The organism is Pseudomonas sp. Marseille-Q5117 (genome assembly GCF_946901175.1).
GTDB classification, from domain to species: domain Bacteria; phylum Pseudomonadota; class Gammaproteobacteria; order Pseudomonadales; family Pseudomonadaceae; genus Aquipseudomonas; species Aquipseudomonas iranensis.
The window spans coordinates 140,234-162,714 of sequence record NZ_CAMPPP010000014.1 but is presented as its reverse complement, the minus strand read 5'-3'; the positions used below and the strand labels follow the sequence as shown (position 1 = coordinate 162,714).

General features: G+C 60.0%; 19 protein-coding genes. 11 read left to right on the top strand and 8 right to left on the bottom strand.

Annotation, left to right across the window (positions count from 1 at the left end):
* Positions 1-2 precede the first annotated feature (2 nt).
* Positions 3-1,184, bottom strand: a complete 1,182-nt coding sequence (locus tag OC605_RS20930; protein ID WP_262139224.1) for an amino acid ABC transporter permease — start codon at positions 1,182-1,184, stop codon at positions 3-5.
* A gap of 66 nt (positions 1,185-1,250) precedes the next feature.
* Positions 1,251-2,282, bottom strand: coding sequence for an amino acid ABC transporter substrate-binding protein (locus tag OC605_RS20925; protein WP_016771583.1), 1,032 nt, complete (start codon positions 2,280-2,282; stop codon positions 1,251-1,253).
* A 468-nt stretch (positions 2,283-2,750) separates the two neighbouring features.
* On the opposite strand from OC605_RS20925, the gene OC605_RS20920 reads away from it, so the two are divergent.
* From OC605_RS20920 to OC605_RS20900, 5 genes are all read left to right on the top strand, one after another.
* A complete protein-coding gene (locus OC605_RS20920; RefSeq protein ID WP_186569408.1) occupies positions 2,751-3,407 on the top strand; it encodes an alpha/beta hydrolase in 657 nt (218 codons plus the stop codon).
* Positions 3,408-3,503: 96 nt separating this feature from the next.
* On the top strand, positions 3,504-4,982 hold the full coding sequence (gene rhlB / locus OC605_RS20915) for an ATP-dependent RNA helicase RhlB (RefSeq protein ID WP_262139221.1): 1,479 nt from the start codon (positions 3,504-3,506) through the stop codon (positions 4,980-4,982).
* 117 nt (positions 4,983-5,099) lie between these two features.
* Positions 5,100-6,044, top strand: coding sequence for an ornithine cyclodeaminase family protein (locus OC605_RS20910; RefSeq protein WP_262139219.1), 945 nt, complete (start codon positions 5,100-5,102; stop codon positions 6,042-6,044).
* A 149-nt stretch (positions 6,045-6,193) separates the two neighbouring features.
* Positions 6,194-7,321, top strand: a complete 1,128-nt coding sequence (locus OC605_RS20905) for an NAD(P)/FAD-dependent oxidoreductase (protein ID WP_262139217.1) — start codon at positions 6,194-6,196, stop codon at positions 7,319-7,321.
* Between the two features lie 84 nt (positions 7,322-7,405).
* Positions 7,406-8,032: a transcriptional regulator gene (locus tag OC605_RS20900; protein WP_016771588.1), complete on the top strand. Its 627-nt coding sequence runs from the start codon at positions 7,406-7,408 to the stop codon at positions 8,030-8,032.
* Positions 8,033-8,133: 101 nt separating this feature from the next.
* Here OC605_RS20900 and OC605_RS20895 read toward each other — a convergent pair whose 3' ends face one another.
* The 6 genes from OC605_RS20895 to OC605_RS20870 form a co-directional block, all read right to left on the bottom strand.
* Positions 8,134-8,910 (bottom strand): ABC transporter substrate-binding protein, encoded by a 777-nt coding sequence (locus tag OC605_RS20895; protein ID WP_262139215.1) that lies wholly within the window; start codon positions 8,908-8,910, stop codon positions 8,134-8,136.
* 262 nt (positions 8,911-9,172) lie between these two features.
* A complete protein-coding gene (gene moaE / locus OC605_RS20890; RefSeq protein WP_016771590.1) occupies positions 9,173-9,625 on the bottom strand; it encodes a molybdopterin synthase catalytic subunit MoaE in 453 nt (150 codons plus the stop codon).
* Between the two features lie 2 nt (positions 9,626-9,627).
* Entirely contained in the window at positions 9,628-9,870 is a 243-nt protein-coding gene (locus tag OC605_RS20885; RefSeq protein WP_016771591.1) for a MoaD/ThiS family protein, read from the bottom strand.
* Complete coding sequence (moaC, locus tag OC605_RS20880) at positions 9,867-10,340, bottom strand: cyclic pyranopterin monophosphate synthase MoaC (RefSeq protein ID WP_008080206.1); 474 nt, start codon at positions 10,338-10,340, stop codon at positions 9,867-9,869. The genes OC605_RS20885 and moaC overlap by 4 nt, the downstream gene beginning before the upstream one ends.
* A gap of 240 nt (positions 10,341-10,580) precedes the next feature.
* Positions 10,581-11,975: a PhoH family protein gene (locus OC605_RS20875; protein ID WP_024011685.1), complete on the bottom strand. Its 1,395-nt coding sequence runs from the start codon at positions 11,973-11,975 to the stop codon at positions 10,581-10,583.
* Positions 11,976-12,313: 338 nt separating this feature from the next.
* On the bottom strand, positions 12,314-13,390 hold the full coding sequence (locus tag OC605_RS20870) for a polysaccharide deacetylase family protein (RefSeq protein ID WP_410056014.1): 1,077 nt from the start codon (positions 13,388-13,390) through the stop codon (positions 12,314-12,316).
* A 374-nt stretch (positions 13,391-13,764) separates the two neighbouring features.
* On the opposite strand from OC605_RS20870, the gene yaaA reads away from it, so the two are divergent.
* The 6 genes from yaaA (at position 13,765) to OC605_RS20840 (ending at position 22,467) form a co-directional block, all read left to right on the top strand.
* On the top strand, positions 13,765-14,544 hold the full coding sequence (gene yaaA / locus OC605_RS20865) for a peroxide stress protein YaaA (RefSeq protein WP_186568172.1): 780 nt from the start codon (positions 13,765-13,767) through the stop codon (positions 14,542-14,544).
* Positions 14,545-15,353: 809 nt separating this feature from the next.
* Positions 15,354-16,670 carry a nucleotide sugar dehydrogenase gene (locus OC605_RS20860; RefSeq protein WP_130900379.1) on the top strand — a complete coding sequence of 439 codons (1,317 nt, stop codon included), beginning with the start codon at positions 15,354-15,356 and terminating at the stop codon, positions 16,668-16,670.
* Between the two features lie 99 nt (positions 16,671-16,769).
* Positions 16,770-18,251 carry a mannuronan synthase gene (alg8, locus tag OC605_RS20855; protein WP_162098720.1) on the top strand — a complete coding sequence of 494 codons (1,482 nt, stop codon included), beginning with the start codon at positions 16,770-16,772 and terminating at the stop codon, positions 18,249-18,251.
* 35 nt (positions 18,252-18,286) lie between these two features.
* Positions 18,287-19,456, top strand: a complete 1,170-nt coding sequence (locus tag OC605_RS20850; RefSeq protein WP_262139207.1) for an alginate biosynthesis protein Alg44 — start codon at positions 18,287-18,289, stop codon at positions 19,454-19,456.
* A gap of 15 nt (positions 19,457-19,471) precedes the next feature.
* Positions 19,472-20,989: an alginate biosynthesis TPR repeat lipoprotein AlgK gene (algK, locus tag OC605_RS20845; protein WP_410056012.1), complete on the top strand. Its 1,518-nt coding sequence runs from the start codon at positions 19,472-19,474 to the stop codon at positions 20,987-20,989.
* A complete protein-coding gene (locus OC605_RS20840) occupies positions 20,986-22,467 on the top strand; it encodes an alginate export family protein (RefSeq protein WP_024011678.1) in 1,482 nt (493 codons plus the stop codon). Before algK ends, OC605_RS20840 begins: the two co-directional genes overlap by 4 nt.
* Positions 22,468-22,481: the final 14 nt, after the last annotated feature.

The following is a 22,481-nucleotide window of genomic DNA, read 5'->3' as shown; positions in this document are numbered from 1 at the left end:
CCTTACCGCTCGATCAGCGCAATGCGCTTGTTGTACCAGTTCATCAGCAGGGAAATGCTGATACTGATCGCCAGGTACACGCTCATGGTGATGGCAATCACTTCGATAGCCTGCCCGGTCTGGTTGAGCACGGTGCCGGCGAACAGCGAAACCATTTCCGGGTAACCGATACCGGCGGCCAGCGAGGAGTTCTTCGCAAGGTTCAGGTATTGGCTGGTCAGCGGCGGAATGATCACGCGCAGGGCTTGCGGGATGATCACCTTGCGCAGGGTCGGGCCGTTGCGCAGGCCAAGCGAACGCGCTGCTTCGGTCTGGCCGTGGCTGACCGACTTGATCCCGGAACGTACGATCTCGGCGATGAACGCTGCGGTGTACACGGTGAGCGCCAGGGTCAATGCCAGCAGTTCAGGGATCAGCACCCAGCCACCGACAAAGTTGAAGCCCTTGAGCTCGGGCATTTCCCAGTGCAGCGGAGCGCCGAAGATCAGCGCGCACAGGGTCGGGATCACCAGCGCAATTGCCAGGCCGGTCCAGAACTTGTGGAACGGTACGCCGGTTTCTTCGAAGCGCTTGTTGGCCCAGCGGCACATCAGCACGATGCCGACAAAGGCCAGGACGATGCTGATCACGAGCGCCCAGAGGCCGTCGGCAGCGAGTGCGGCCGGCATGTTCAGGCCACGGCTGCTGACGAAGAAGGTGTCACCGAAGTTGTGGCTGTTACGCGGCCCCGGCATGGTCAGGAACACCGCGAAGTACCAGAACAGGATCTGCAGCAGCGGCGGAATGTTGCGGAATACTTCCACATACACCGTCGCCAGTTTGGCGATGATCCAGTTCTGCGACAGCCGCGCCACGCCGACGATGAAACCGAGAATCGTCGCCAGGATCACGCCGATAAAGGTCACCAACAGGGTGTTGAGCAGGCCGATGACAAACACCCGCGCGTAACTGTCCGCTTCGGTGTAGTCGATCAGGGTTTGAGCGATGCCGAATCCGGCACTGCGCTCCAGAAAGCTGAAACCGGAGGTGATGCCCCGGTGCTGAAGGTTGGTTTGCGTATTGTCGAACAGGTACCAGCCAAGCGAGACCACCGCCACAACCGTGATGATCTGGAATAGCCACGCACGCACTCGTGGATCGCTGAGGCTGAGCCTCTGCTTTGGTGCGCCGATTGAATTTTGCATGAAGTGCCCCGGAAGAAATGGAACAAGAACATCACCCGGCGGTTGGCCCGCCGGGCGACAGAACCATTAGCGCACTGGTGGTGCGTACTGAATGCCGCCGTTGTTCCACAGGGCGTTCAGGCCACGGTCGATTTCCAGCGGAGTGCTCTTGCCGAGGTTTTTCTCGAAGATTTCGCCGTAGTTGCCGACCTGCTTGACGATCTGCACAACCCAGTCTTTCGGCAGCTTCAGGTCTTTGCCGTACTCGCCGTCAGCGCCGAGCATACGGGCCACGTCCGGGTTCTTGGTGGACTTGGCTTCAGCTTCGACGTTCTTCGAAGTGATGCCGGCTTCTTCGGCATTGAGCAGCGCGTAGCCGACCCAACGCACGATCGCCAGCCACTCGTCGTCGCCGTTACGTACGACCGGGCCCAGTGGTTCTTTGGAAATAGTTTCCGGCAACACCACGTAGTCCTTCGGCGAAGCCAGCTTGCTGCGCTGGGCGAACAGCTGGGACTTGTCGGAGGTCAGCACGTCGCAACGACCGGATTCCAGCGACTTGGCGCTTTCATCGGAGGTGTCGAAGGTGATCGGGGTGTATTTCAGACCGTTGCCACGGAAGTAGTCGGAAACGTTCAGTTCGGTGGTGGTACCGGCCTGGATGCAGATGGTCGCGCCGTCGAGCTCTTTGGCACTTTTCACGCCCAGCTTGTTGTTCACCAAAAAGCCGATGCCGTCGTAGTAGGTGATGAAGCCCGGGAATTTCAGGCCCATGCCCGCGTCACGGGAACTGGTCATGGTGGTGTTGCGCGACAGGATGTCGATCTCGCCGGACTGCAGCGCGGTGAAGCGCTCCTTGGCGTTCAACTGGCTGAACTTGACCTTGTTGGCGTCGCCGAAAACGGCTGCGGCCACAGCGCGGCAGACGTCGGCGTCGATGCCGAGGATCTTGCCGGTCGCATCCGGTACCGAGAAGCCCGGCAGACCGTCGCTCACGCCACACTGCACGAAACCTTTTTTCTGTACCGCATCCAGGGTTGCACCCGCCTGAGCGAACCCGCTGACGCCGAGTACTGCTGCAGCAGTCACGACCGCCAGAGTGGATTTCAACATCTTCATTCAAACCTCCAGTTTTGCTCTTGTTGTGTCGGAGCTTGAGTCCTGTCGCACCCTTTTGAGGCGTTGTTGACCCGTGTTGGCTTTTTTTGGGGTCAACCGACGTAAGACCTTCGCTATGAGTCTAGTAGGAGAAAATCCACATCATGGATCACTCACTTCTCACCAATCGGCCGAACGGGCTGTAGCCCTTTCACGTTCGCTAAGCCCGTTGCGGCCATTGGCGAACATCCATCACCGGATTCGTTGCTGTCCCATCGCGCGACGTAGACTGATAGTGTTACCGCCACGCGTAAGACGCTTCGTACAGAAACCTCCGTAGCAAACGCCGTACCACACCGCTTGCGAAAGTGATTGCGCGACACGTCAATAGCTAAACTTGTAACCTTGCGACATCTTGTTAACGGATCAACCGGGCGCGCACTTCAATCACGCACTTAATGAGAGCGCCCGCACATTTTTGGAGCAGACATGACCGAGCCCTTGATTCTTCAGCCTGTTAAGCCCGCGGATGCCTGCGTGATCTGGCTGCACGGCCTCGGCGCCGACCGTTACGACTTCCTGCCGGTGGCCGAGGCGTTGCAGGAAAGTCTGTTGAGCACACGCTTTGTGCTGCCGCAGGCACCGACCCGTCCAGTGACGATAAATGGCGGATATGCCATGCCCAGCTGGTACGACATCAAGGCCATGAGTCCAGCGCGGGCGATCGACCGTGACCAGCTGCAAGCGTCGGCAGAGCGCATCATCGAACTGATCGAAAACGAGCGCGCCAGCGGAATAGACGCCTCGCGGATTTTTCTTGCCGGGTTTTCCCAAGGCGGCGCAGTGGTGCTGCACACCGCTTTTCTGAAATGGCAGGGACCGTTGGGCGGGGTGCTGGCGTTGTCGACGTACGCACCGACATTCAGCGACGAACTGGAGTTATCCGCCAGTCAGCAGCGTATTCCGGTGCTGTGTCTGCACGGGCAGTTCGATGGTGTGGTGCAGAACTCGATGGGTCGCAGCGCTTACGAGCATCTGAAGAAGCATGGTGTCACCGTGACATGGCAGGAATACCCAATGGAGCACGAAGTGTTACCTGAAGAGATTCGCGACGTCGGCGTCTGGCTGAGCGAACGCCTGCGCTGATTTGCGAGCAATGTCCGCCCATTGATCCCTCCTACTACGCCGCGCCCGATTCTTGCATTACACTGGCCGGCGTACATTCCTTAACCAACTGATGAGATGACCGTGCTCAAAGCACTCAAGAAGATGTTCGGTAAAAGCGAGGCTGAGCAGCTCGCGCCAGTTCCCAGTGCGCCGTCGCACGCCCCCGGTCATCGCACCGATGCCCCGCAGGCCGACCGCCCCGCTCCCGCAGCCGCACCGAAGCCAGAAGAAATACCCGCTGCGCCAGCGCCAATTGCCGTAGAGCCTGCAACCAGCGAAGCGCCGAAACCGGCCAGGTCACGTCGCGAACCGAAGCCCCAGGCACCGGTCATTCCATGGAAACTCGAAGACTTCGTCGTCGAGCCGCAGGAAGGCAAAACCCGCTTTCACGATTTCAAGCTTGCTCCGGAACTGATGCACGCCATCCAGGACCTGGGCTTTCCGTACTGCACGCCGATCCAGGCGCAGGTGCTGGGTTTCACCCTCGCCGGCAAAGACGCCATTGGCCGCGCGCAGACCGGCACCGGCAAGACCGCCGCGTTCCTGATCTCGATCATCACCCAGTTGCTGCAGACGCCGCCGCCGAAAGAGCGCTACATGGGCGAACCGCGCGCACTGATCATCGCGCCGACCCGCGAGCTGGTGGTGCAGATCGCCAAGGACGCCGCTGACCTGACCAAGTACACCGGCCTCAACGTAATGACCTTCGTCGGTGGCATGGACTTCGACAAACAGCTCAAACACCTCGAAGCGCGCCACTGCGACATTCTCGTTGCAACACCGGGGCGCCTGCTCGACTTCAACCAGCGCGGCGACGTGCATTTGGACATGGTCGAAGTGATGGTGCTGGACGAAGCCGACCGCATGCTCGACATGGGTTTCATCCCGCAAGTGCGGCAGATCATTCGCCAGACCCCGCCGAAGTCCGAACGCCAGACTTTGCTGTTCTCCGCGACCTTCACCGAAGACGTGATGAACCTGGCCAAGCAGTGGACCACCGACCCGTCCATTGTCGAGATCGAATCACTCAACGTCGCCAGCGACAACGTCGAGCAACACATCTACGCCGTGGCCGGTGCCGACAAGTACAAGCTGCTCTTCAACCTGATCAACGACAACGGTTGGGAGCGCGTGATGGTGTTCGCCAACCGCAAGGACGAAGTGCGCCGCATCGAAGAACGTCTGGTGCGCGACGGTGTGAACGCTGCGCAACTGTCCGGTGACGTACCGCAGCACAAGCGCATCAAGACTCTGGAAGGCTTCCGCGAAGGCAAGATTCGCGTGCTGGTGGCCACCGATGTCGCCGGTCGCGGCATCCACATCGACGGCATCAGCCACGTGATCAACTTCACCCTGCCGGAAGTGCCGGACGACTACGTGCACCGCATTGGCCGTACCGGTCGTGCCGGCGCTGACGGTGTGTCGATCAGCTTTGCCGGCGAGGACGACTCCTACCAGTTGCCGTCCATCGAAGAAAAACTTGGTCGCAAGATCAGCTGCGAAACCCCGCCGACGCATCTGCTGCGTGCGGTTGAGCGAAAGCGTCCGCAGTAAGCTCCGCTATATGAGAAAGCGCAGCCGGAAACGGACTGCGCTTTTTTTATGCTCGATGGTTGCTAGCCAGAACTAAAAGTCCATAATGGAAAAATAAGTTTAGTTTCGGAGCGCGAAATGTCCAGTACGCCTTATGTGATCGATCAAGCCCAGGCCCATGAGCTATTGGCGCGTATCGATGTTCCGCAAATCCTGCGCAAGCTGTTCCGCGATCTGGCGGCCGGTAACGCCGTACAGCCGGCGCAGCAATTGGTCGAGTTCGCCAAGGGCGCCGGCGACTTCATCAATTATCTGGGCGTGCTGGCCGAGGATGGCGTGTACGGAGTGAAGACTTCGCCGTACATCGTCCGTGAGCAGGGTGCGCTGGTGACGGCATGGACATTGTTGATGTCGATGAAAACCGGCCAGCCGCTGCTGCTCTGTGATGCCGGCGAGCTGACCACCGCGCGCACCGCCGCGACCACGGCAGTGGCGGTCGACGCCCTCGCGCCGTTGAATGCCCAGCGACTGGCGATCATCGGCAGCGGCAAGGTTGCTCAAGCGCATCTGCATTACGCCAAAGCGCTGCGCGACTGGCAGAGCATCAGCCTGTATTCGCCGTCGCTGCTGGAAGATGCGGAAACACAGACTGTGTTGAAGTCCATCGCGCCGTCACTGAAGTTTGCCGACAGCCGCGAGACCGCCATCTCCGATGCTGACGTGATCATGCTCTGCACCTCGTCGGCCGGGCCGGTGATTGATCCGGCGCAACTGCACAAACCGGCGCTGATCACCTCGATCAGCACCAACGCCCCGCGCGCTCATGAAGTACCGCCGCAAAGCCTCAACGACATGCAGGTGTTCTGCGACTATCGTCTGACCACGCCCGGTTCGGCAGGTGAGATGCTGATTGCCGCCGAACAGCATGGCTGGGACAAGGATTCGATTGTCGGCGACCTCGCCGACTTGCTCGGCGAAAAAGTGCAGCGCCCGGGTTACGACCGTCACGTGTTCTTCCGTTCAATCGGCTTGGGCCTGGAAGACATCGCCCTCGCCAATGCGGTTTATCACTTAACCCATTAACGCCAAAAATCCCCTGTGGGAGCGAGCCTGCTCGCGAATGCGGTCTGACATTCACCGAAGATGTCGACTGATACACCGCTTTCGCGAGCAGGCTCGCTCCCACAAGGGACTAGCGAACGCCTTGATATTGGTACCCACTGGAGACCTACATGAACCACGCAGATTTCATCATCATCGGCGGCGGGATTGCCGGCGCTTCTACCGGGTTCTGGCTGGCGCCGCACGGCAAAGTGATCGTGCTCGAGCGTGAAACCCATCCGGGCTATCACTCCACCGGTCGCTCCGCCGCGCTGTACACCGCCGCCTACGGCACCGCACAGGTCCGCGCACTGACTCAGGCCAGCCGCGCGTTTTTCGACAGCCCTCCAAGCGGCTTCTGCGAGCACCCGCTGCTGACCCCACGCGGCGAAATGACCGTCGACTTCATCGGTGATCCCGCCGAACTGAACAACCAATACCTCAGCGCCAAAGCCACCGTGCCGCAGATGCAACTGCTCAGCGCCGACGAAGCCTGCGCGCGCCTGCCGATCCTGCGCCGGGAAAAAGTCCACGGTGCGATCTACGATCCATCGGCCTGCGACATCGACACCGACGCGCTGCATCAAGGCTACCTGCGCGGCATTCGGCGCAATCACGGCGAAGTCCGCACCGATTGCGAGGTGCTCGGCTTGAGCCGCGATGCCGATGGCCTGTGGATCGTGCAGACCAACGGCGAGACATTCAGCGCACCGGTGCTCATCAACGCTGCCGGTGCCTGGGCCGACAAGATCGCTGCCCTGGCCGGAGCGCAGCCGCTGGGGCTGCAACCGAAGCGCCGCGCCGCATTTATCTTTGCCGGCCCGGAAGGCGTGGACACTCATCACTGGCCAATGCTGGTCAGCCTCGACGAATCCTTCTACATGAAGCCCGACGCCGGCATGTTCCTCGGCTCGCCGGCCAACGCCGATCCGGTCGAACCGCACGACGTGCAGCCGGAAGAACTCGACATCGCCATGGGCATCTATCAGATCGAAGAGGCCACCACGCTGACCATCCGCCGCCCGACCCGCACGTGGGCAGGCCTGCGCAGTTTCGTTGCCGACGGTGATCTGCTCAGCGGCTTCGATCCGCAAGTTCCGGGGCTGTTCTGGGTCGCCGCGCAGGGCGGTTACGGCATCCAGACGTCGCCAGCGATGGGCCAGGCCAGCGCGGCGCTGGTCCGCGGCGAGCCGTTTCCCGAGCACCTGCATCAATTCGGTCTGGACAGCGCCATGCTCTCCCCGGCCCGACTGGCTTGATCGCATCGACTCGTCGAAAAGATTGCGGCACACTCGCAGCGCCCCGGCACAAGGGGCGCTGACGCTGCCTGGAGCTCCACTGTCATGACTGCCCCCGAATTCGATCCGGCGCTGGATAACTTCCGCGCCATCGCCGACGCCATCGCCACGCTGTTCTTTCCCCACGCCGAGGTGGTGCTGCACGACCTGCGCACGCAGAAGGTCGACTACATCGCCAATAACCTGTCCAAGCGCGAAATCGGCGACGACTCGTCGCTGGAAGACATGCTCAGCGAGGATGTCAGCGACAGGAACATCGGCCCGTACGAAAAGCTCAACTGGGACGGTCAGAAAATTCGCAGCCTGAGCACTGTGCTGCGCGACAGCGAAAGTCGTCCGCTGGCGGTGCTGTGCATCAATCTGAATATCTCGCTGTTCGAGAACGCCAAGGCGGCGCTGGATCTGTTCCTGTCACCGAGCAAACTGATTCCGCAGCCGGACTCGCTGTTCCGTGATGACTGGCAGGAGCGCATCAACACCTTCCTCCACGCCTGGTTGCGCGAGCGGCAGTTGAGCCTGAATCTGCTGACCCGTGACCACAAACGCGAGCTGGTGCTGGCGCTGCACGCCGAGGGCGCGTTCAAGGGCAAGAGCGCTTCGAACTACGTGGCCAATGTGCTGAACATGGGACGGGCGACGGTGTACAAGCATTTGAAGGAACTGAAGGGCTGAAGATTTGCATCGCTAGCGCTGGCCTCTTCGCGAGCAGGCTCGCTCCCACATTTGGAATGCGTTACCCCTGTGGGAGCGAGCCTGCTCGCGAAAGCGCTTGATCAATCGCCGTAGATATCAGCTTTGAAATACTTCTCGGAAATCTTCTGGTACTCGCCATTCGCGCGAATCCCGTCGATGGCGCGGTTCAACTGGCTGACCAGTTCACCGTTGCCCTTGCGCACGGCAATCCCCGCGCCCTCGCCGACGTACTTCGGATCCTTCAGCTCCGGCCCGACAAACGCATAACCTTTGCCACGCGGCATCGACAGGAAGTCATTGAGCGGAATGGTGTCGGCAAAAATCGCATCAAGGCGCCCCGCCGCCAGGTCCATGTAGATTTCTTCGTTGTTGCTGTAGCGCTTGACGTTGATGCCCTTGGGTTCGAACACCTCGGTGGCGTAACGATCAGTGGTGGTCGCGCGCTGCACGCCGACGTTCTTGCCTTTGAGGCTGGCGTACTGATCATCCACCGTAGCGCCTTCCTTCATCACCAGACGCGAAGAAGTGAAGTAATACTTGTGGCTGAAATCCACCGACTTCTTGCGATCTTCGTTGATGGTCATCGACGACAGCGCCATGTCGATCTTCTTCACTTTCAGCGAAGGAATCAGCCCGTCGAACTCACCTTCAACCCACACGCACTTGACCTTCATCTGCGCACACAGGGCATTGCCGATGTCGTAGTCGAAACCGACGATTTCACCTTTGTCGGTTTTCGAAGCGAACGGTGGGTAAGCCGCTTCGATGCCGATGCGCAAGGTCTTCTCGGCGGCAAAGGTGCTGGCACAGGCCAGCAGGCTGAAGGCAAGGCCGGTGATGAGGGGGAGTTTCTTCATGTTCGTTCTCTCGCGGATTGTTGTTGGTTTGGCGAAGAAGAGCAGCTACAAGCGGCAAGCTGATAGCTGCAAGACAGAAGCTTTTTTGTACTTGGAAATCCATACTGGACTCTCAGGTACAAATCGTCAATCGGGTAGAAAGGGAAGGACTTTCGGTGTCGCAGATGACGCCTTCGCGAGCAGGCTCGCTCCCACAGGGGAACGCATTTCAAATGTGGGAGCGAGCCTGCTCGCGAAGACTGACTGGAGGGCGCTACAGAAATTACTTTTTCCAGCGATCGGCGGCGGCATGATCACTGTCCCGCCCTTCGACCCAACGTGGTCCATCGCTGGTGTTTTCTTTCTTCCAGAACGGCGCGCGGGTTTTCAGGTAGTCCATGACGAAGGCGCAGGCATCGAAAGCGGCCTGGCGGTGGGCGCTGGCGGCGCCGACGAAGACGATCGGCTCGCCCGGCTCCAGCGCGCCAATGCGGTGCAGCACTTCCAGCTTGAGCAGCGGCCAGCGCTGCTCGGCTTCGACAGCGATCTTGCCGAGGGCTTTTTCGGTCATGCCCGGATAGTGTTCGAGGAACATCCCGGCCACGTCGAGACCGTCGTTGAAGTCGCGCACGTAACCGACAAAGCTCACCACCGCGCCAACGCCGACATTGGCCGCGTGCATCGCATTGACTTCAGCGCCCGGATCGAACGGCGTGGCCTGCACGCGAATCGCCATGTTCAGCCTCCGGTCACGGTGGGGAAAAACGCCACTTCGTCGCCATCGACCACCGGCTCGTCGAGCTGGCAGAGGTCTTCGTTACGTGCGCACATCAGGTTCTGCTCGCTCAGCACTTCGGCGCCATCACGTTGCGCCAACAGTGCGCGAACGTCATCGACGGTGGCGAAATCGCCTTCAACCGCAACCGAATCCACGCCCAACGCTTCACGGTAACGGGCAAAAAACTTCACGGTCAGTTTCATGGCTGCTCCGCCTGGAAGTGGCCGCTCTTGCCGCCGACCTTCTCCAGCAGCCGCACGCTCTCGATGGTCATGCCACGATCCACGGCTTTGCACATGTCGTAAATGGTCAGGGCGGCGACGCTGGCGGCGGTCAGCGCTTCCATCTCGACACCGGTCTGCCCGGACAGCTTGCAGCGAGCGACAATGCGCACGCTGTCCTCACCCTCGGCGCTGAGTTCGACTTTGACGCCGGTCAGCATCAGCGGATGGCACAGGGGAATCAGATCGCTGGTTTTCTTCGCCGCCTGAATCCCGGCAATGCGCGCCACGGCGAACACATCGCCCTTGGGGTGGCCGCCGCTGACGATCATCTGCAGGGTTTCAGGGAGCATGCGCACCAGCGCTTGAGCGGTCGCTTCACGGAACGTCACGGCTTTTTCAGTGACGTCGACCATGTTGGCGCGACCTTGGGAATCGAGATGAGTCAGCACGGGATTACTCCTGATCAGGAGCGTGGATTGTAAACCTGTGGGTCAGATATCCGCATCACTGATTATGAAATCACCGTTGCCCCCTGTGGGAGCGAGCCTGCTCGCGAAAGCGGATTCAGATTCACTATAGATGTCGACTGATACACCGCATTCGCGAGCAGGCTCGCTCCCACAGGAGATATGCATTCATCCATAAAAAAACCGGGCGGCTTTAAGGGCCGCCCGGTCTTGTGGGAAGGGTTACAGATGCGATTCGGCGTATTCGGCCAGGATCGAGCGAGGCACCCCTTGCAGGGTGATGTGCACACCGTTGGGGAAATCCTTGAAGCGTTCGGTCAGGTAGGTCAGCCCGGAGCTGGTCGCGGACAGGTATGGGGTGTCGATCTGCGCCAGGTTGCCCAGGCACACCACTTTGGAACCGGCGCCGGCACGGGTGATGATGGTTTTCATCTGGTGCGGCGTGAGGTTCTGGCATTCGTCGATCAGGATCAGGCTCTGCTGGAAGCTGCGACCGCGAATGTAGTTGAGCGATTTGAACTGCAACGGCACTTTGCTGAGGATGTAGTCGACGCTGCCATGGGTGTTTTCGTCATCCATGTGCAAGGCTTCGAGGTTGTCGGTGATGGCGCCCAGCCAAGGCTCCATTTTCTCCGCTTCGGTGCCGGGCAGGAAACCGATTTCCTGGTCCAGGCCCTGCACGCTGCGGGTGGCGATAATGCGCCGATAACGTTTGCTGACCATGGTCTGCTCGATCGCAGCGGCCAGCGCCAGAATGGTTTTACCGGAACCGGCGGCGCCGGACAGGTTGACCAGATGAATGTCCGGATCAAGCAACGCATACAGGGCCAGACTCTGATAGATGTCGCGCGGCTTCAGGCCCCAGGCCTCCTGATGCAGCAGCGGTTCCTGGTGCAGGTCGAGGATCAGCAGGCGGTCTTCCTGGATTTCCTTGATCCAGCCGACAAAGCCCTGCTCGTCGATGATGAACTCGTTGATGTGCACGGCCGGCAGGTTGTCGATCAGTTGCACCTGATGCCAGGTGCGGCCGTGGTCCTGACGGGTTTCGACCTTGCTCACGCGGTCCCAGAAGGAGCCGGTCATGTTGTGGTAGCCGTTGGGCAGCAGGGACACGTCATCGACCAACTGGTCGGTGCTGTAGTCCTCGGCATCGATGCCACAGGCGCGCGCCTTGAGGCGCATGTTGATGTCTTTGGTGACCAGCACCACCGGTTTCTGCGGATCGCGGGTGTGCAGATCAATCAGTTGGTTGATGATTTTGTTGTCGTTCAGATGCTCGGGCAGAATCAGGTTCGACTCGGCCTGCTTGCTCATCAGAATTGACAGCAAGCCTTTCGGCCCGCCCTTGCCGCGCTGGATCGGCACACCCAGTTCGACGTCCTCGGGGGACGCATCGCCCAGGGTTTTGTCGATCAGGCGGATCGCCTGACGGCATTCGGCGGCCACGCTGTGATGGCCGCTCTTGAGCTTGTCCAGCTCTTCCAGCACGGTCATCGGGATGGCGACGTGGTGTTCTTCGAAATTCAGCAGGGCATTTGGATCGTGAATCAATACGTTGGTATCGAGTACATACAGGATTGGCTGGTTGGAGGAAGGGCTGCGTCCGTGATCATCCATACTCGGTCACCTTTGTGGGAGCCATTCGACGCAATACCTTGACAGTGCTGCGCCTCGAGGTGACTGCCGAATTCATCCACGAGGGCCTGGATGAACTGCACACAATAGGAGTCTGGGAAGACGCCACCTGTGTTGCAGGTTTCGGCGGTCTGTCTTCGTAATACTCCAAAACCGATGACATAAAAAAGCACTTTGACGGTTTTTTTAAGTTTATTTTGCAGAGTGACGAAAAGCCCTTGGCGGACTCCCCGTACCCCGCTAAAGTCGGAAGTCCGCCTGCATCGAATTCTTCCTGGAAATTACCCCAAGCCCAATGTTTACGGGCTTTTTGTCGTTTCTCAACGAAACGCGTCCTGACAGTCTTCCCAGCCAATGCCGCTCTGCGCAGTCTGTGTGATCAGCCACGGCAAGGACGTCTTCACCGCATCCTGTTTCATGTTGAAATTGATCACTCCATGACGCCACAGCAGCATCAGGGTCAACACTCGCTGCGCGCTCGCCGGGCCCTTGAGCTTGCCGGCACCGTCCTGAGCATCAATGTCCCACAGCGCCACTTGCAGGCCCTGGCTATTGAAAAAACCTTGCGCGTCACTGCGGCGCTGGCCATCCGGCGGACGGAACAGCGGCACGTAGTTTTCCGGCAGTTTGTTTTTCACCAGATCGGCGCTGCGCCGTACCGAATCCTGCCAGTCCTGCCAATGGCTGTGGGAGCGGAACTCCCAGCCCTGCACGCCCACGCACTGCCGGGAGAAACTCGCCTGCAGGCTGCTGACCGAACGGCCGGTGAGTCGCGCCTGAATATCCTTGCCCAGGACAAAGAATGTCCCGCTCAGATTGGACTTGCGCAAGTACTCGGTCAGCCAGTCGGTGTTGTCCGGTTGCGCGTTGGCGGCGCTGTCGAAGGTCAGCAGAAACAGCCGATCATGCATGTCGTCGCCGTTGCGCTCGTAGTCGCCAAAACGATCGAATTCGTTACTGGTTTGCGGTGACAGCGCGGCCTTGCGCATCAACTCGTCGAGGTACTGCAAATGGAAGATCCGGCTCGGCTCGGCCCATTTGGTGTAATAACTGTCGTCGCTGACGACGAACTTGGCCGCCTGCTCGCGCAGGGTCGGCAGGTCTTCGACGAGGAAGCAGAACGAGGCGTCCTGATCGCAGCTTTGCTGGGCCTGGTTGTAGTTGCTCAGCAAGCGCTGCCAGAGGCGCTGGCGCAGTTGATTGACCGCATCGATATTGACCGTGCGCAGGCCCAGGCGCTGGGCCAGTGCCGCCTCGTCGATGGACTCGGTGCCGAGCAGGCCGCGAGCGAACATGAGGATTTCCGCCCGCGACGCGACGTCGAACAGGGTCGGGTTGCTGAGCTGCTCCGGCCAGGTCGTGCGATCCAGCGTCGCCGCGTCACCGGGCGCCGCCATGGCCGCGAAGCTCAGCAGCCACGCGGTGAATAAAAGAACAATGCGCAAAGGGATGTCTCCATAACAAAACCCGCGCGGCACTATAGCTGATGTGCAAGATTCAAGGTCGTCACCCTCACCCCAGCCCTCTCCCAGAGGGAGAGGGAGCTGACCGAGCGGTTCTTTCGATATCCGTCTACCTGAGCTATCGAGTCGAACTCAAATATGAATCCAGCGAACATCGGCCCCCTCTCCCTCTGGGAGAGGGCTGGGGTGAGGGTAAAATCCACCAACCGTCGCAAATCCCGGCACTTGCACCGACCTATAACCCCCATAGCTGGAGTCAACAAGAACAACCCCCTAGAATCGCCCCCACGATTAAAGGAGACGACTTCATGCTGATGGTGATTTCCCCCGCCAAGACCCTCGACTACGAAACACCGCCGGCGACCCAGCGCTTTACCCAGCCGCAGTACCTCGATCATTCCCAGGAATTGATCCAGCAGTTGCGCGAGCTGAGTCCGGCGCAGATCAGCGAGTTGATGCACGTGTCCGACAAGATCGGTGGCCTCAACGCCGCGCGTTTCGGCAGTTGGACACCCGCCTTCACCCCGGACAACGCCAAACAGGCGCTGCTTGCCTTCAAGGGCGATGTGTACACCGGCCTGGATGCTCAGTCCTTCAGCGAAGCGCAATTCGATTACGCGCAAAAACACCTGCGCATGCTCTCCGGCCTTTATGGCCTGCTGCGGCCGCTGGACCTGATGCAACCCTATCGCCTGGAAATGGGCACCAAACTGGCCAACGCCCGTGGCAAGGATCTGTATGCGTTCTGGGGCACGCGCATCAGCGAGTGGCTGAATGAAGCGCTGGCCGATCAGGGCGATGACGTACTGCTCAACCTTGCTTCCAACGAATACTTTTCTGCGGTCAAGCGCAGCGCGTTGAAGGCGCGGATCATCAATACCGAGTTCAAGGATCAGAAGAACGGCCAGTACAAGATCATCAGTTTCTACGCGAAGAAAGCGCGCGGCCTGATGAGCCGTTTTGTGATCCAGGAACGCATCAACGACCCGGCTCAGCTCAAGCAATTCGATGTACAGGGTTATCGCTACAGCGCCGAGCAGTCGAAACCCGACAATCTGGTGTTTTTGCGCGACCACGCCCCGGAATAAAGCATGCCCTTTGCACGACTCTTTTCCTCAGGAGTCGTGCAGTCCGCCCGAAGTCAAAATCCCCCCGCGACATATCGCCAAATTCATGGCGCCAATAAAACCACACTCAATTTTCTAATTTTAGTTTCACTCGACACTGAAGTTTTTTTTCAGTAGTGGCACCTAAATTTTTTACCCGTAGTGGCACAAAACTATCGGCCCCGGTTCCGCCCCGATAACTAAAGGGCGAAATCGTTAGTGCTATCAATTTGCACCCAGTGCCATCTTCATCAATATTTCAAAAAATTTCGGCTGGCACGATGAGCGGGCTGGAACTATGTCCAAATGCGTTGCTCATACCACCGGTAACGATTCTCACCGAGTTTGTACGAGATAACTTACGCAGAGCTGATAGCCATGTAACCAAGTTGTCACAGCAACTTGCCTGAGTGACTAACGAGTCTCAAAACAATCGAAGGACAGGAGATACGCACCATTAATATCCCCTACAAAGGCCAAGGCCGCGCCCCTATAAACGTGCTCGCCTGAGCACCTAACTGCTTGATTTACCGGCTCCCTACCGGACGTCGAGCAGGCTACACGACTGCACTAGAGTCTTCCCGCACGGAAGATCGGCTGCATAACAGGGCAAGTCATAACAACAAGGCCTAGTTGCGCACATCTTGAGTGCACTTATTAGACACTCGGAACTTTGTATGCCTGCACACGGCATTGTGGCGCCTGTAAGCCGCACTTCCGAGTGCACTAGTGACCGCTGAACACCATTAACTCCGGCCTTCTAAGGCCTGATATATACAGAGGTAATTGCGATGCGCATCAGCATATTTGGTTTGGGTTACGTTGGCGCAGTATGTGCCGGTTGCCTGTCTGCACGGGGCCATGACGTAGTTGGCGTCGATGTTGCCAAAGACAAGATCGACATGATTAACGCCGGCAAATCGCCGATCGTTGAACCGGGCCTGGGCGAACTGCTGCAGCAGGGTATCCAGACCGGTCGTCTGCGCGGCACGACCAACTTCGCCGAGGCGATTCGTGATACCGACCTGTCGATGATCTGCGTCGGCACGCCAAGCAAGAAGAACGGCGACCTGGAACTTAACTACATCGAGGCCGTGTGCCGCGAGATCGGTTTTGTCCTGCGTGAAAAAACCACCCGTCACACCATCGTCGTGCGCAGCACCGTGTTGCCAGGCACCGTGGCCAACGTGGTCATCCCGATTCTGGAAGACTGCTCGGGCAAGAAGGCTGGCGTCGATTTTGGCGTAGCGGTCAACCCGGAATTCCTCCGCGAATCCACCGCCATCGCTGACTACGATCAGCCACCGATGACCGTTATCGGCGAGTTCGATACCGCCTCAGGCGACGTTCTGCAATCGCTGTACGAAGAACTCGACGCACCGATCATCCGCAAGGACATCGCCGTTGCCGAGATGATCAAGTACACCTGCAACGTCTGGCACGCGACCAAAGTGACCTTCGCCAACGAGATCGGCAACATCGCCAAAGCCGTCGGCGTCGATGGTCGTGAAGTGATGGAAGTGGTTTGCCAGGACAAGACTCTGAACCTGTCCCAGTACTACATGCGCCCGGGCTTCGCCTTCGGCGGTTCGTGCCTGCCCAAAGACGTGCGTGCGCTGACCTACCGCGCCGGCTCCCTGGACGTCGAAGCGCCGCTGCTCAACTCGCTGATGCGCAGTAACGAATCGCAAGTGCAGAACGCTTTCGACATCGTTGAAAGCCATGAAAAACGCAAAGTCGCCCTGCTCGGTCTGAGCTTCAAGGCCGGCACCGACGACCTGCGCGAAAGCCCGCTGGTCGAACTGGCGGAAATGCTGATCGGCAAGGGTTACGACCTGAGTATCTACGACAGCAACGTCGAATACGCCCGTGTCCACGGTGCGAACAAGGACTACATCGAATCGAAGATTCCGCACGTATCGTCCCTGCTCAACTCCGACTTCGACTCGGTGATCGACAACTCCGACGTGATCATCCTCGGCAACCGCGACGAGAAATTCCGTTCGCTGGCCCAGGAAGCGCCGCAGGGCAAGCAAGTCATCGACCTGGTGGGCTTCATGTCCAAGCCCACCAGCGCCGGTAGCCGCACCGAAGGCATTTGCTGGTAACGCAGCCCCAAGCGACAAGCGTCGAGCTGCAAGTCAACGCGATTGGCTTGCAGCTTGAAGCTTGCAACTTGCAGCTTCCCTTACCTTCGGATGACGGTTATGACCAAGCTCAAACATTTTTTTCTGCAATCAGCCGGCTGGCTTTTTTATCTCAGTCTGCTGATGGGCCTGGCCTTGATGCTGCCCACGTCCACATTCGACTCCGAGTCGAAGGACTTCATTTTCCTGATTGGCGCCGTAGGTATCTGGCGCTACTCGATGGGTGCAACGCACTTTGTGCGCGGCATGATTTTTCTCTACATCGTTTACCCGCACCTGCGTCGCAAAGTACGCAAGCTGGGTAAAGCGGCCGACCCGTCGCATGTGTTTCTGATGGTCACCAGCTTTCGTATTGACGCGCTGACCACCGCGCAGGTCTACAGCTCGGTGATCCGCGAAGCCATCGACTGCGAACTGCCGACCACCATTGTCTGCTCGATCGTGGAAATGTCCGACGAGCTGCTGGTCAAGGCGTTGTGGGCGCGGATGAATCCGCCGGAGCGGGTCAAGCTCGACTTCGTGCGTATCCCCGGTACCGGCAAGCGCGATGGTCTGGCCTTCGGTTTCCGCGCGATCTCCCGTCACCTGCCGGACGACCGTGCCGTGGTGGCCGTGATCGACGGCGACACCGTGCTCGGCGAAGGCGTCGTGCGCAAGACCGTGCCGTGGTTCCAGCTGTTCGGCAATGTCGGCGGCCTGACCACCAACGAGTTTTGCGAAGTGCGCGGCGGCTACATCATGAGCGAATGGCACAAGCTGCGTTTCGCCCAGCGCCACATCAACATGTGCTCGATGGCCCTGTCCAAGCGCGTACTGACCATGACCGGTCGGATGTCGGTATTCAAAGCCTCCGTGGTGACCAATCCGGAATTCATCGCCGACGTTGAAAGCGACTCGCTGCAACACTGGCGCCTGGGCCGCTTCAAGTTCCTGACCGGTGACGACAAGTCGAGCTGGTTCAGCCTGATGCGCCTGGGTTACGACACCTTCTACGTGCCGGACGCCGCGATCAACACCGTTGAGCATCCGCCGGAAAAGAGCTTCATCAAGGCCAGCCGCAAGCTGATGTTCCGCTGGTACGGCAACAACCTGCGCCAGAACTCGCGCGCACTGGGCCTGGGTATCCGTCGCCTCGGCGCGTTCACCTCGGTGGTACTGTTCGACCAGCGCGTGTCGATGTGGACCTCGCTGCTCGGCCTGACCGTCGCACTGATCGCCAGCTTCAAGTACGGCACCGCGTTCATCCTCGTGTACCTGCTGTGGATCGGTATCACCCGCCTGATCCTGACGCTGTTGCTGTCGTGTTCCGGTCACCGCATCGGCCCTGCTTACCCGGCGATTCTGTATTACAACCAGATCGTTGGTGCCCTGGTGAAGATCTACGTGTTCTTCCGCCTCGACCAACAATCCTGGACTCGCCAGCCCACATCCCTGACCCGTGATCTCGCCAGCTTTCAACGTTGGTTCAACACCTGGTCGTCTCGGACCATGACCTTCTCCGCCGGCAGCATTTTTGTCGCCGTGCTGCTGATGATGGTCTGACCCGCTCCTATTGAATTAACAAGGAAATCGCCCCTATGAATACCGCCGTCAACGTCAACGTAGTGCATGAATCCGAAGCCCAGCGCCAGCACGCTCGCGTGAAAATCCCGGCCAAGCTGCGTTTCTTCGGCCCTGACCGGACTCCGCTCGAAGCGCGGGTCCTCGATCTGTCGGCTGGCGGTCTGGCGTTCAACGCCGGGCAGATGCCGCTGACCATCGGCGAGGTGTACAAGGCGCGTCTGCAATTTGTCATCGACAATCTCGGCCTGGCCATGGACGTTGAACTGCAGGTGCGTTCCTTCGATCGCGCCACCGGCCGCGCCGGCTGCCAGTTCCAGAACCTCGAGCCGCAGGACATTTCCACCCTGCGCCACCTGATCACTTCGCACCTGGCTGGCGACATCGTCAGCATCGGCGAAGTGCTGGCGACCCTGCAGCGCGACAACTTCACCAAGGCGCGCAAGAACAAGACCAACGATACCGGCATGCCCCCGTTCGGCCGCCTGAAAGCCGTGACCTTCAGCGCCGGTATTTTCGCTGTTGGTCTGGTCGCTGCCGGTTTCATCTTCAAGTCGGTGTACGGCATGTACTTCGTCAGCCACGCCCAGGCCGGTCTGGTCAGCGTGCCGGGGATGAACATCACCATGCCGCGCGACGGCACCGTACAAAGCCTGGTCAAGTCCGACGGCGTTGCCGCCAAAGGCGCACCGCTGGCGACCTTCAGCACCAGCATGCTCGACGTACTCAAGGGCCATCTGGCCGAAGACCAACTGGCCCCGGCCAAGGTTGAAGAACTGTTCGGCAAGCAAATGACCGGCACCCTGACCTCGCCGTGCGATTGCACCGTGGCCCAGCAACTGGTGGCTGACGGTCAGTACGCGAGCAAGGGCGACGTGATCTTCCAACTGGTGCCGCGCAACACCCAGGCCAACGTTGAAGCACGCTTCTCCTATCGCCAGTTCGGTGACGTGCGTCCAGGCACTCCGGTGAGCTTCCAGATCGCCGGCGAAGACAAGACCCGCACCGGCAAGATCGTCAGCAGCACCAGCCTGAAGAGCGCCGACCTGTCCTCCGACATCCGCGTACAGATCCAGCCAGACGAGCCGCTCGACAGCAGCCTGGCCGGCCGCCCGGTGGAAGTGAACAGCGACCGTGGCCCGAATCTGAACTGGCTGATCGACAAAGCCATGGCTGCCGGTCTTTAAGTCGAGGACATGCCTGTGACTACGCATAACTTGAACACACCGCCGACCCTGTGGGAGCGAGCCTGCTCGCGAAAGGGCCAGCGCGGTTTGTCTGAAGTACCGAGTCGACTGCTTCGCGAGCAGGTCGGATCGCCGCACCGTCGCTCCCACATGGGATTGATGGTGTGCTCGCTGGCACTGGCAGTTTCTCTGGCCGGTTGCGCCGGGCTGCCCGATCAGCGTCTGGCCAACGAAGCGCTCAAGCGTGGCGACACCGCCACCGCTGCGCAGAACTACCAGCAACTGGCCGATCTGGGTTACAGCGAGGCGCAAGTCGGCCTGGCCGATATCCAGGTCGACAGCCGCGACCCGGCGCAGATGAAACAGGCCGAGGCGACTTACCGCGCAGCGGCCAGCGTGTCGCCGCGTGCCCAGGCACGTCTCGGTCGTCTGCTGGTGGCCAAGCCGGGCTCCACCGAAGCCGAGCACCACGAAGCCGAAACCCTGCTGAAAAAAGCCGCCGCCAATGGCGAAGGCAACACGTTGATCCCGCTGGCGATGCTGTATCTGCAATACCCGCACAGCTTCCCGAACATCAACGCCCAGCAGCAGATCGATCAGTGGCGCAAATCCGGTTACCCGGAAGCCGGTCTGGCGCAGGTGCTGCTGTATCGCACCCAAGGCACCTACGACCAGCACCTGGATGACGTGGAAAAAATCTGCAAGGCCGCGCTCAACACCACCGACATCTGCTACGTCGAACTGGCCACCGTCTACCAGAAACGTGGCCAGCCGGAGCAACAGGCCGAGCTGATCAAGCAGATGCAGGCCGGTTACAGCCGTGGCACCGTCACCGCGCAGCGTGTCGATTCCGTGGCCCGCGTGCTGGCCGATTCGACCCTGGGCAAGACCGACGAAAAAACCGCGCAGGCGCTGCTCGAGCCGATCGCTCCGGGCTACCCGGCGTCGTGGGTCACCCTCGCGCAATTGCTTTACGACTTCCCCGAACTGGGCGACGTCGACCAGATGATGAAGTACCTGGACAACGGCCGCGCCGCCGACCAGCCGCGCGCCGAACTGCTGCTGGGCAAGGTCTACTACGAAGGCAAAATGGTCCCGGCCGACGCGAAAGTTGCCGAGGAACATTTCCAGAAAGCCGTGGGCCGCGAAGTCGCTGCCGATTACTACCTCGGCCAGATCTACCGTCGTGGCTACCTGGGCAAGGTCTATCCGCAGAAAGCTCTCGACCATCTGCTGACCGCTGCGCGCAACGGCCAGAACAGTGCCGACTTCGCCATCGCCCAGTTGTTCTCGCAAGGCAAGGGCACCAAGCCCGACCCGCTGAACGCTTACGTGTTCAGCCAATTGGCCAAGGCGCAGAACACCCCGCAAGCCGATGAACTGGCAGCGACCCTCGAGGCTCAACTGCCGCCCGAGCGCCTGCCCGAAGCCCGCCGCCTGTTGCAACAGGAACAGGCCAGCCGTGGCGCCCTGAACTCGAACACGCTGCAACTGCACGCCCTGCAAGAAGAAGACGGCGAGGAAAAACTATGAAGCTGAACCCATTCGTGAAGGCCGGTATTGGCCTCACCTTCGCGCTGCTCTGGTCTTGCCCGACACTGGCTGCGATGACTGAAAGCAAGAACTTCGGTCTGGAAGTGAAACTCACCGGCCAGTCCGAAGACGACCGTGACCTCGGCACTGCCGGCGGCGGCGACGTCAATGGCGTGGGCCTCGACCTGCGTCCGTGGATCTACGGCGAAAGCGGCGCGTGGAGCGCCTACGCGATGGGTCAGGCCGTGACCTCGACCGACATCATCGAGACCGACACCCTGCAACAATCGGACGGCGAACAGGCCACCGACAGCGGTGATCGCGAAACCAAGAAAAACTACCTGGCGATGCGCGAGTTCTGGGTCGGCTACAGCGGCTTCACGCCCTACCCTGGCGAGATCCTCAAGTTCGGTCGTCAGCGTCTGCGCAATGACGACGGCCAATGGCGCGACACCAACATCGAAGCGCTGAACTGGACCTTCGACACCACACTGCTGCGGGCCAACGCCGGTGTTGCCGAGCGTTTCAGCGAGTACCGCACCGACTTGAAAGAGCTGGCGCCGAAAGACAAGGATCGCCTGCACGCCTACGCCGACGCCGCTTACCAGTGGACGCCGGGCCAGTGGGTCGGCATTCGCGGTCACCATACCCACGATGACGGCAAACTCGATTACGCCGAGCCGGGCGTCCCGCGCGACTCGCTGGACAAGACCGAGAACGGCGACATCAGCTGGATCGGCCTGACCGCCGACAGCGACGCCTACAACTGGCGCAACACCAACACCGTCAACTACTGGGGCAGCATCACCGGCATGAGCGGCGACCGCGACACGGTCAACGCGCTGAACGCCGACGGCACGCGCCCGACCCAAGCCAAGCGCAGCGATGACATCAGCGGCTGGGCAGCCGACGTCGGCGTACGTCTGCGCCTCGATCCGCAGTGGCAAGTCGGCGGTGCCTACGCCCGCGCCAGTGCCGATTACGAACAGAACGGTCTGGAGAGCAACCGCTCCAACTACACCGGTACCCGCTCGCGCGTGCACCGTTTCGGCGAAGCGTTCCGTGGCGAAATGAACAACATGCAGACCGCCACCCTGTTCGGTTCGTGGATGGTCAACGACGAGTACGACGCCAGCCTGATCTACCACAAGTTCTGGCGTGTCGACGGCAACAAGCCGGTCGGCAGCAACGGCATCAACGCGGTGGAAAACAACACCGACGACGTCACCGGCGCGATCCTCTCCAGCACATCCTTGCCGCTTGAAGATGGCAACAAGGACCTGGGTCAGGAAATGGACCTGGTCGTCACCAAGTACTTCAAGCAAGGCCTGTTGCCGGCGGCGTTGAGCCAGTCGATCGACGAGCCTTCGGCACTGGTGCGTTTCCGTGGCGGTGTGTTCAAACCGGGCGATGCCTATGGCAGCCAGGTTGATTCCTACATGCACCGCGCATTCATTGACGTGATCTGGCGCTTCTGATGCAAACCGCCAAG

Coding starts and splice junctions, on each gene's coding strand:
- OC605_RS20905 (WP_262139217.1), top strand. CDS start 6,194: ATGAACCACGCAGATTTCATCATCATCGGCGGCGGGATTGCCGGCGCT.
- OC605_RS20860 (WP_130900379.1), top strand. CDS start 15,354: ATGCGCATCAGCATATTTGGTTTGGGTTACGTTGGCGCAGTATGTGCC.
- OC605_RS20850 (WP_262139207.1), top strand. CDS start 18,287: ATGAATACCGCCGTCAACGTCAACGTAGTGCATGAATCCGAAGCCCAG.
- OC605_RS20930 (WP_262139224.1), bottom strand. CDS start 1,184: ATGCAAAATTCAATCGGCGCACCAAAGCAGAGGCTCAGCCTCAGCGAT.
- OC605_RS20925 (WP_016771583.1), bottom strand. CDS start 2,282: ATGAAGATGTTGAAATCCACTCTGGCGGTCGTGACTGCTGCAGCAGTA.
- OC605_RS20920 (WP_186569408.1), top strand. CDS start 2,751: ATGACCGAGCCCTTGATTCTTCAGCCTGTTAAGCCCGCGGATGCCTGC.
- OC605_RS20870 (WP_410056014.1), bottom strand. CDS start 13,390: ATGGCGGCGCCCGGTGACGCGGCGACGCTGGATCGCACGACCTGGCCG.
- OC605_RS20900 (WP_016771588.1), top strand. CDS start 7,406: ATGACTGCCCCCGAATTCGATCCGGCGCTGGATAACTTCCGCGCCATC.
- OC605_RS20885 (WP_016771591.1), bottom strand. CDS start 9,870: ATGAAACTGACCGTGAAGTTTTTTGCCCGTTACCGTGAAGCGTTGGGC.
- yaaA (WP_186568172.1), top strand. CDS start 13,765: ATGCTGATGGTGATTTCCCCCGCCAAGACCCTCGACTACGAAACACCG.
- OC605_RS20910 (WP_262139219.1), top strand. CDS start 5,100: ATGTCCAGTACGCCTTATGTGATCGATCAAGCCCAGGCCCATGAGCTA.
- rhlB (WP_262139221.1), top strand. CDS start 3,504: ATGACCGTGCTCAAAGCACTCAAGAAGATGTTCGGTAAAAGCGAGGCT.
- moaE (WP_016771590.1), bottom strand. CDS start 9,625: ATGGCGATTCGCGTGCAGGCCACGCCGTTCGATCCGGGCGCTGAAGTC.
- OC605_RS20875 (WP_024011685.1), bottom strand. CDS start 11,975: ATGGATGATCACGGACGCAGCCCTTCCTCCAACCAGCCAATCCTGTAT.
- alg8 (WP_162098720.1), top strand. CDS start 16,770: ATGACCAAGCTCAAACATTTTTTTCTGCAATCAGCCGGCTGGCTTTTT.
- OC605_RS20840 (WP_024011678.1), top strand. CDS start 20,986: ATGAAGCTGAACCCATTCGTGAAGGCCGGTATTGGCCTCACCTTCGCG.
- OC605_RS20895 (WP_262139215.1), bottom strand. CDS start 8,910: ATGAAGAAACTCCCCCTCATCACCGGCCTTGCCTTCAGCCTGCTGGCC.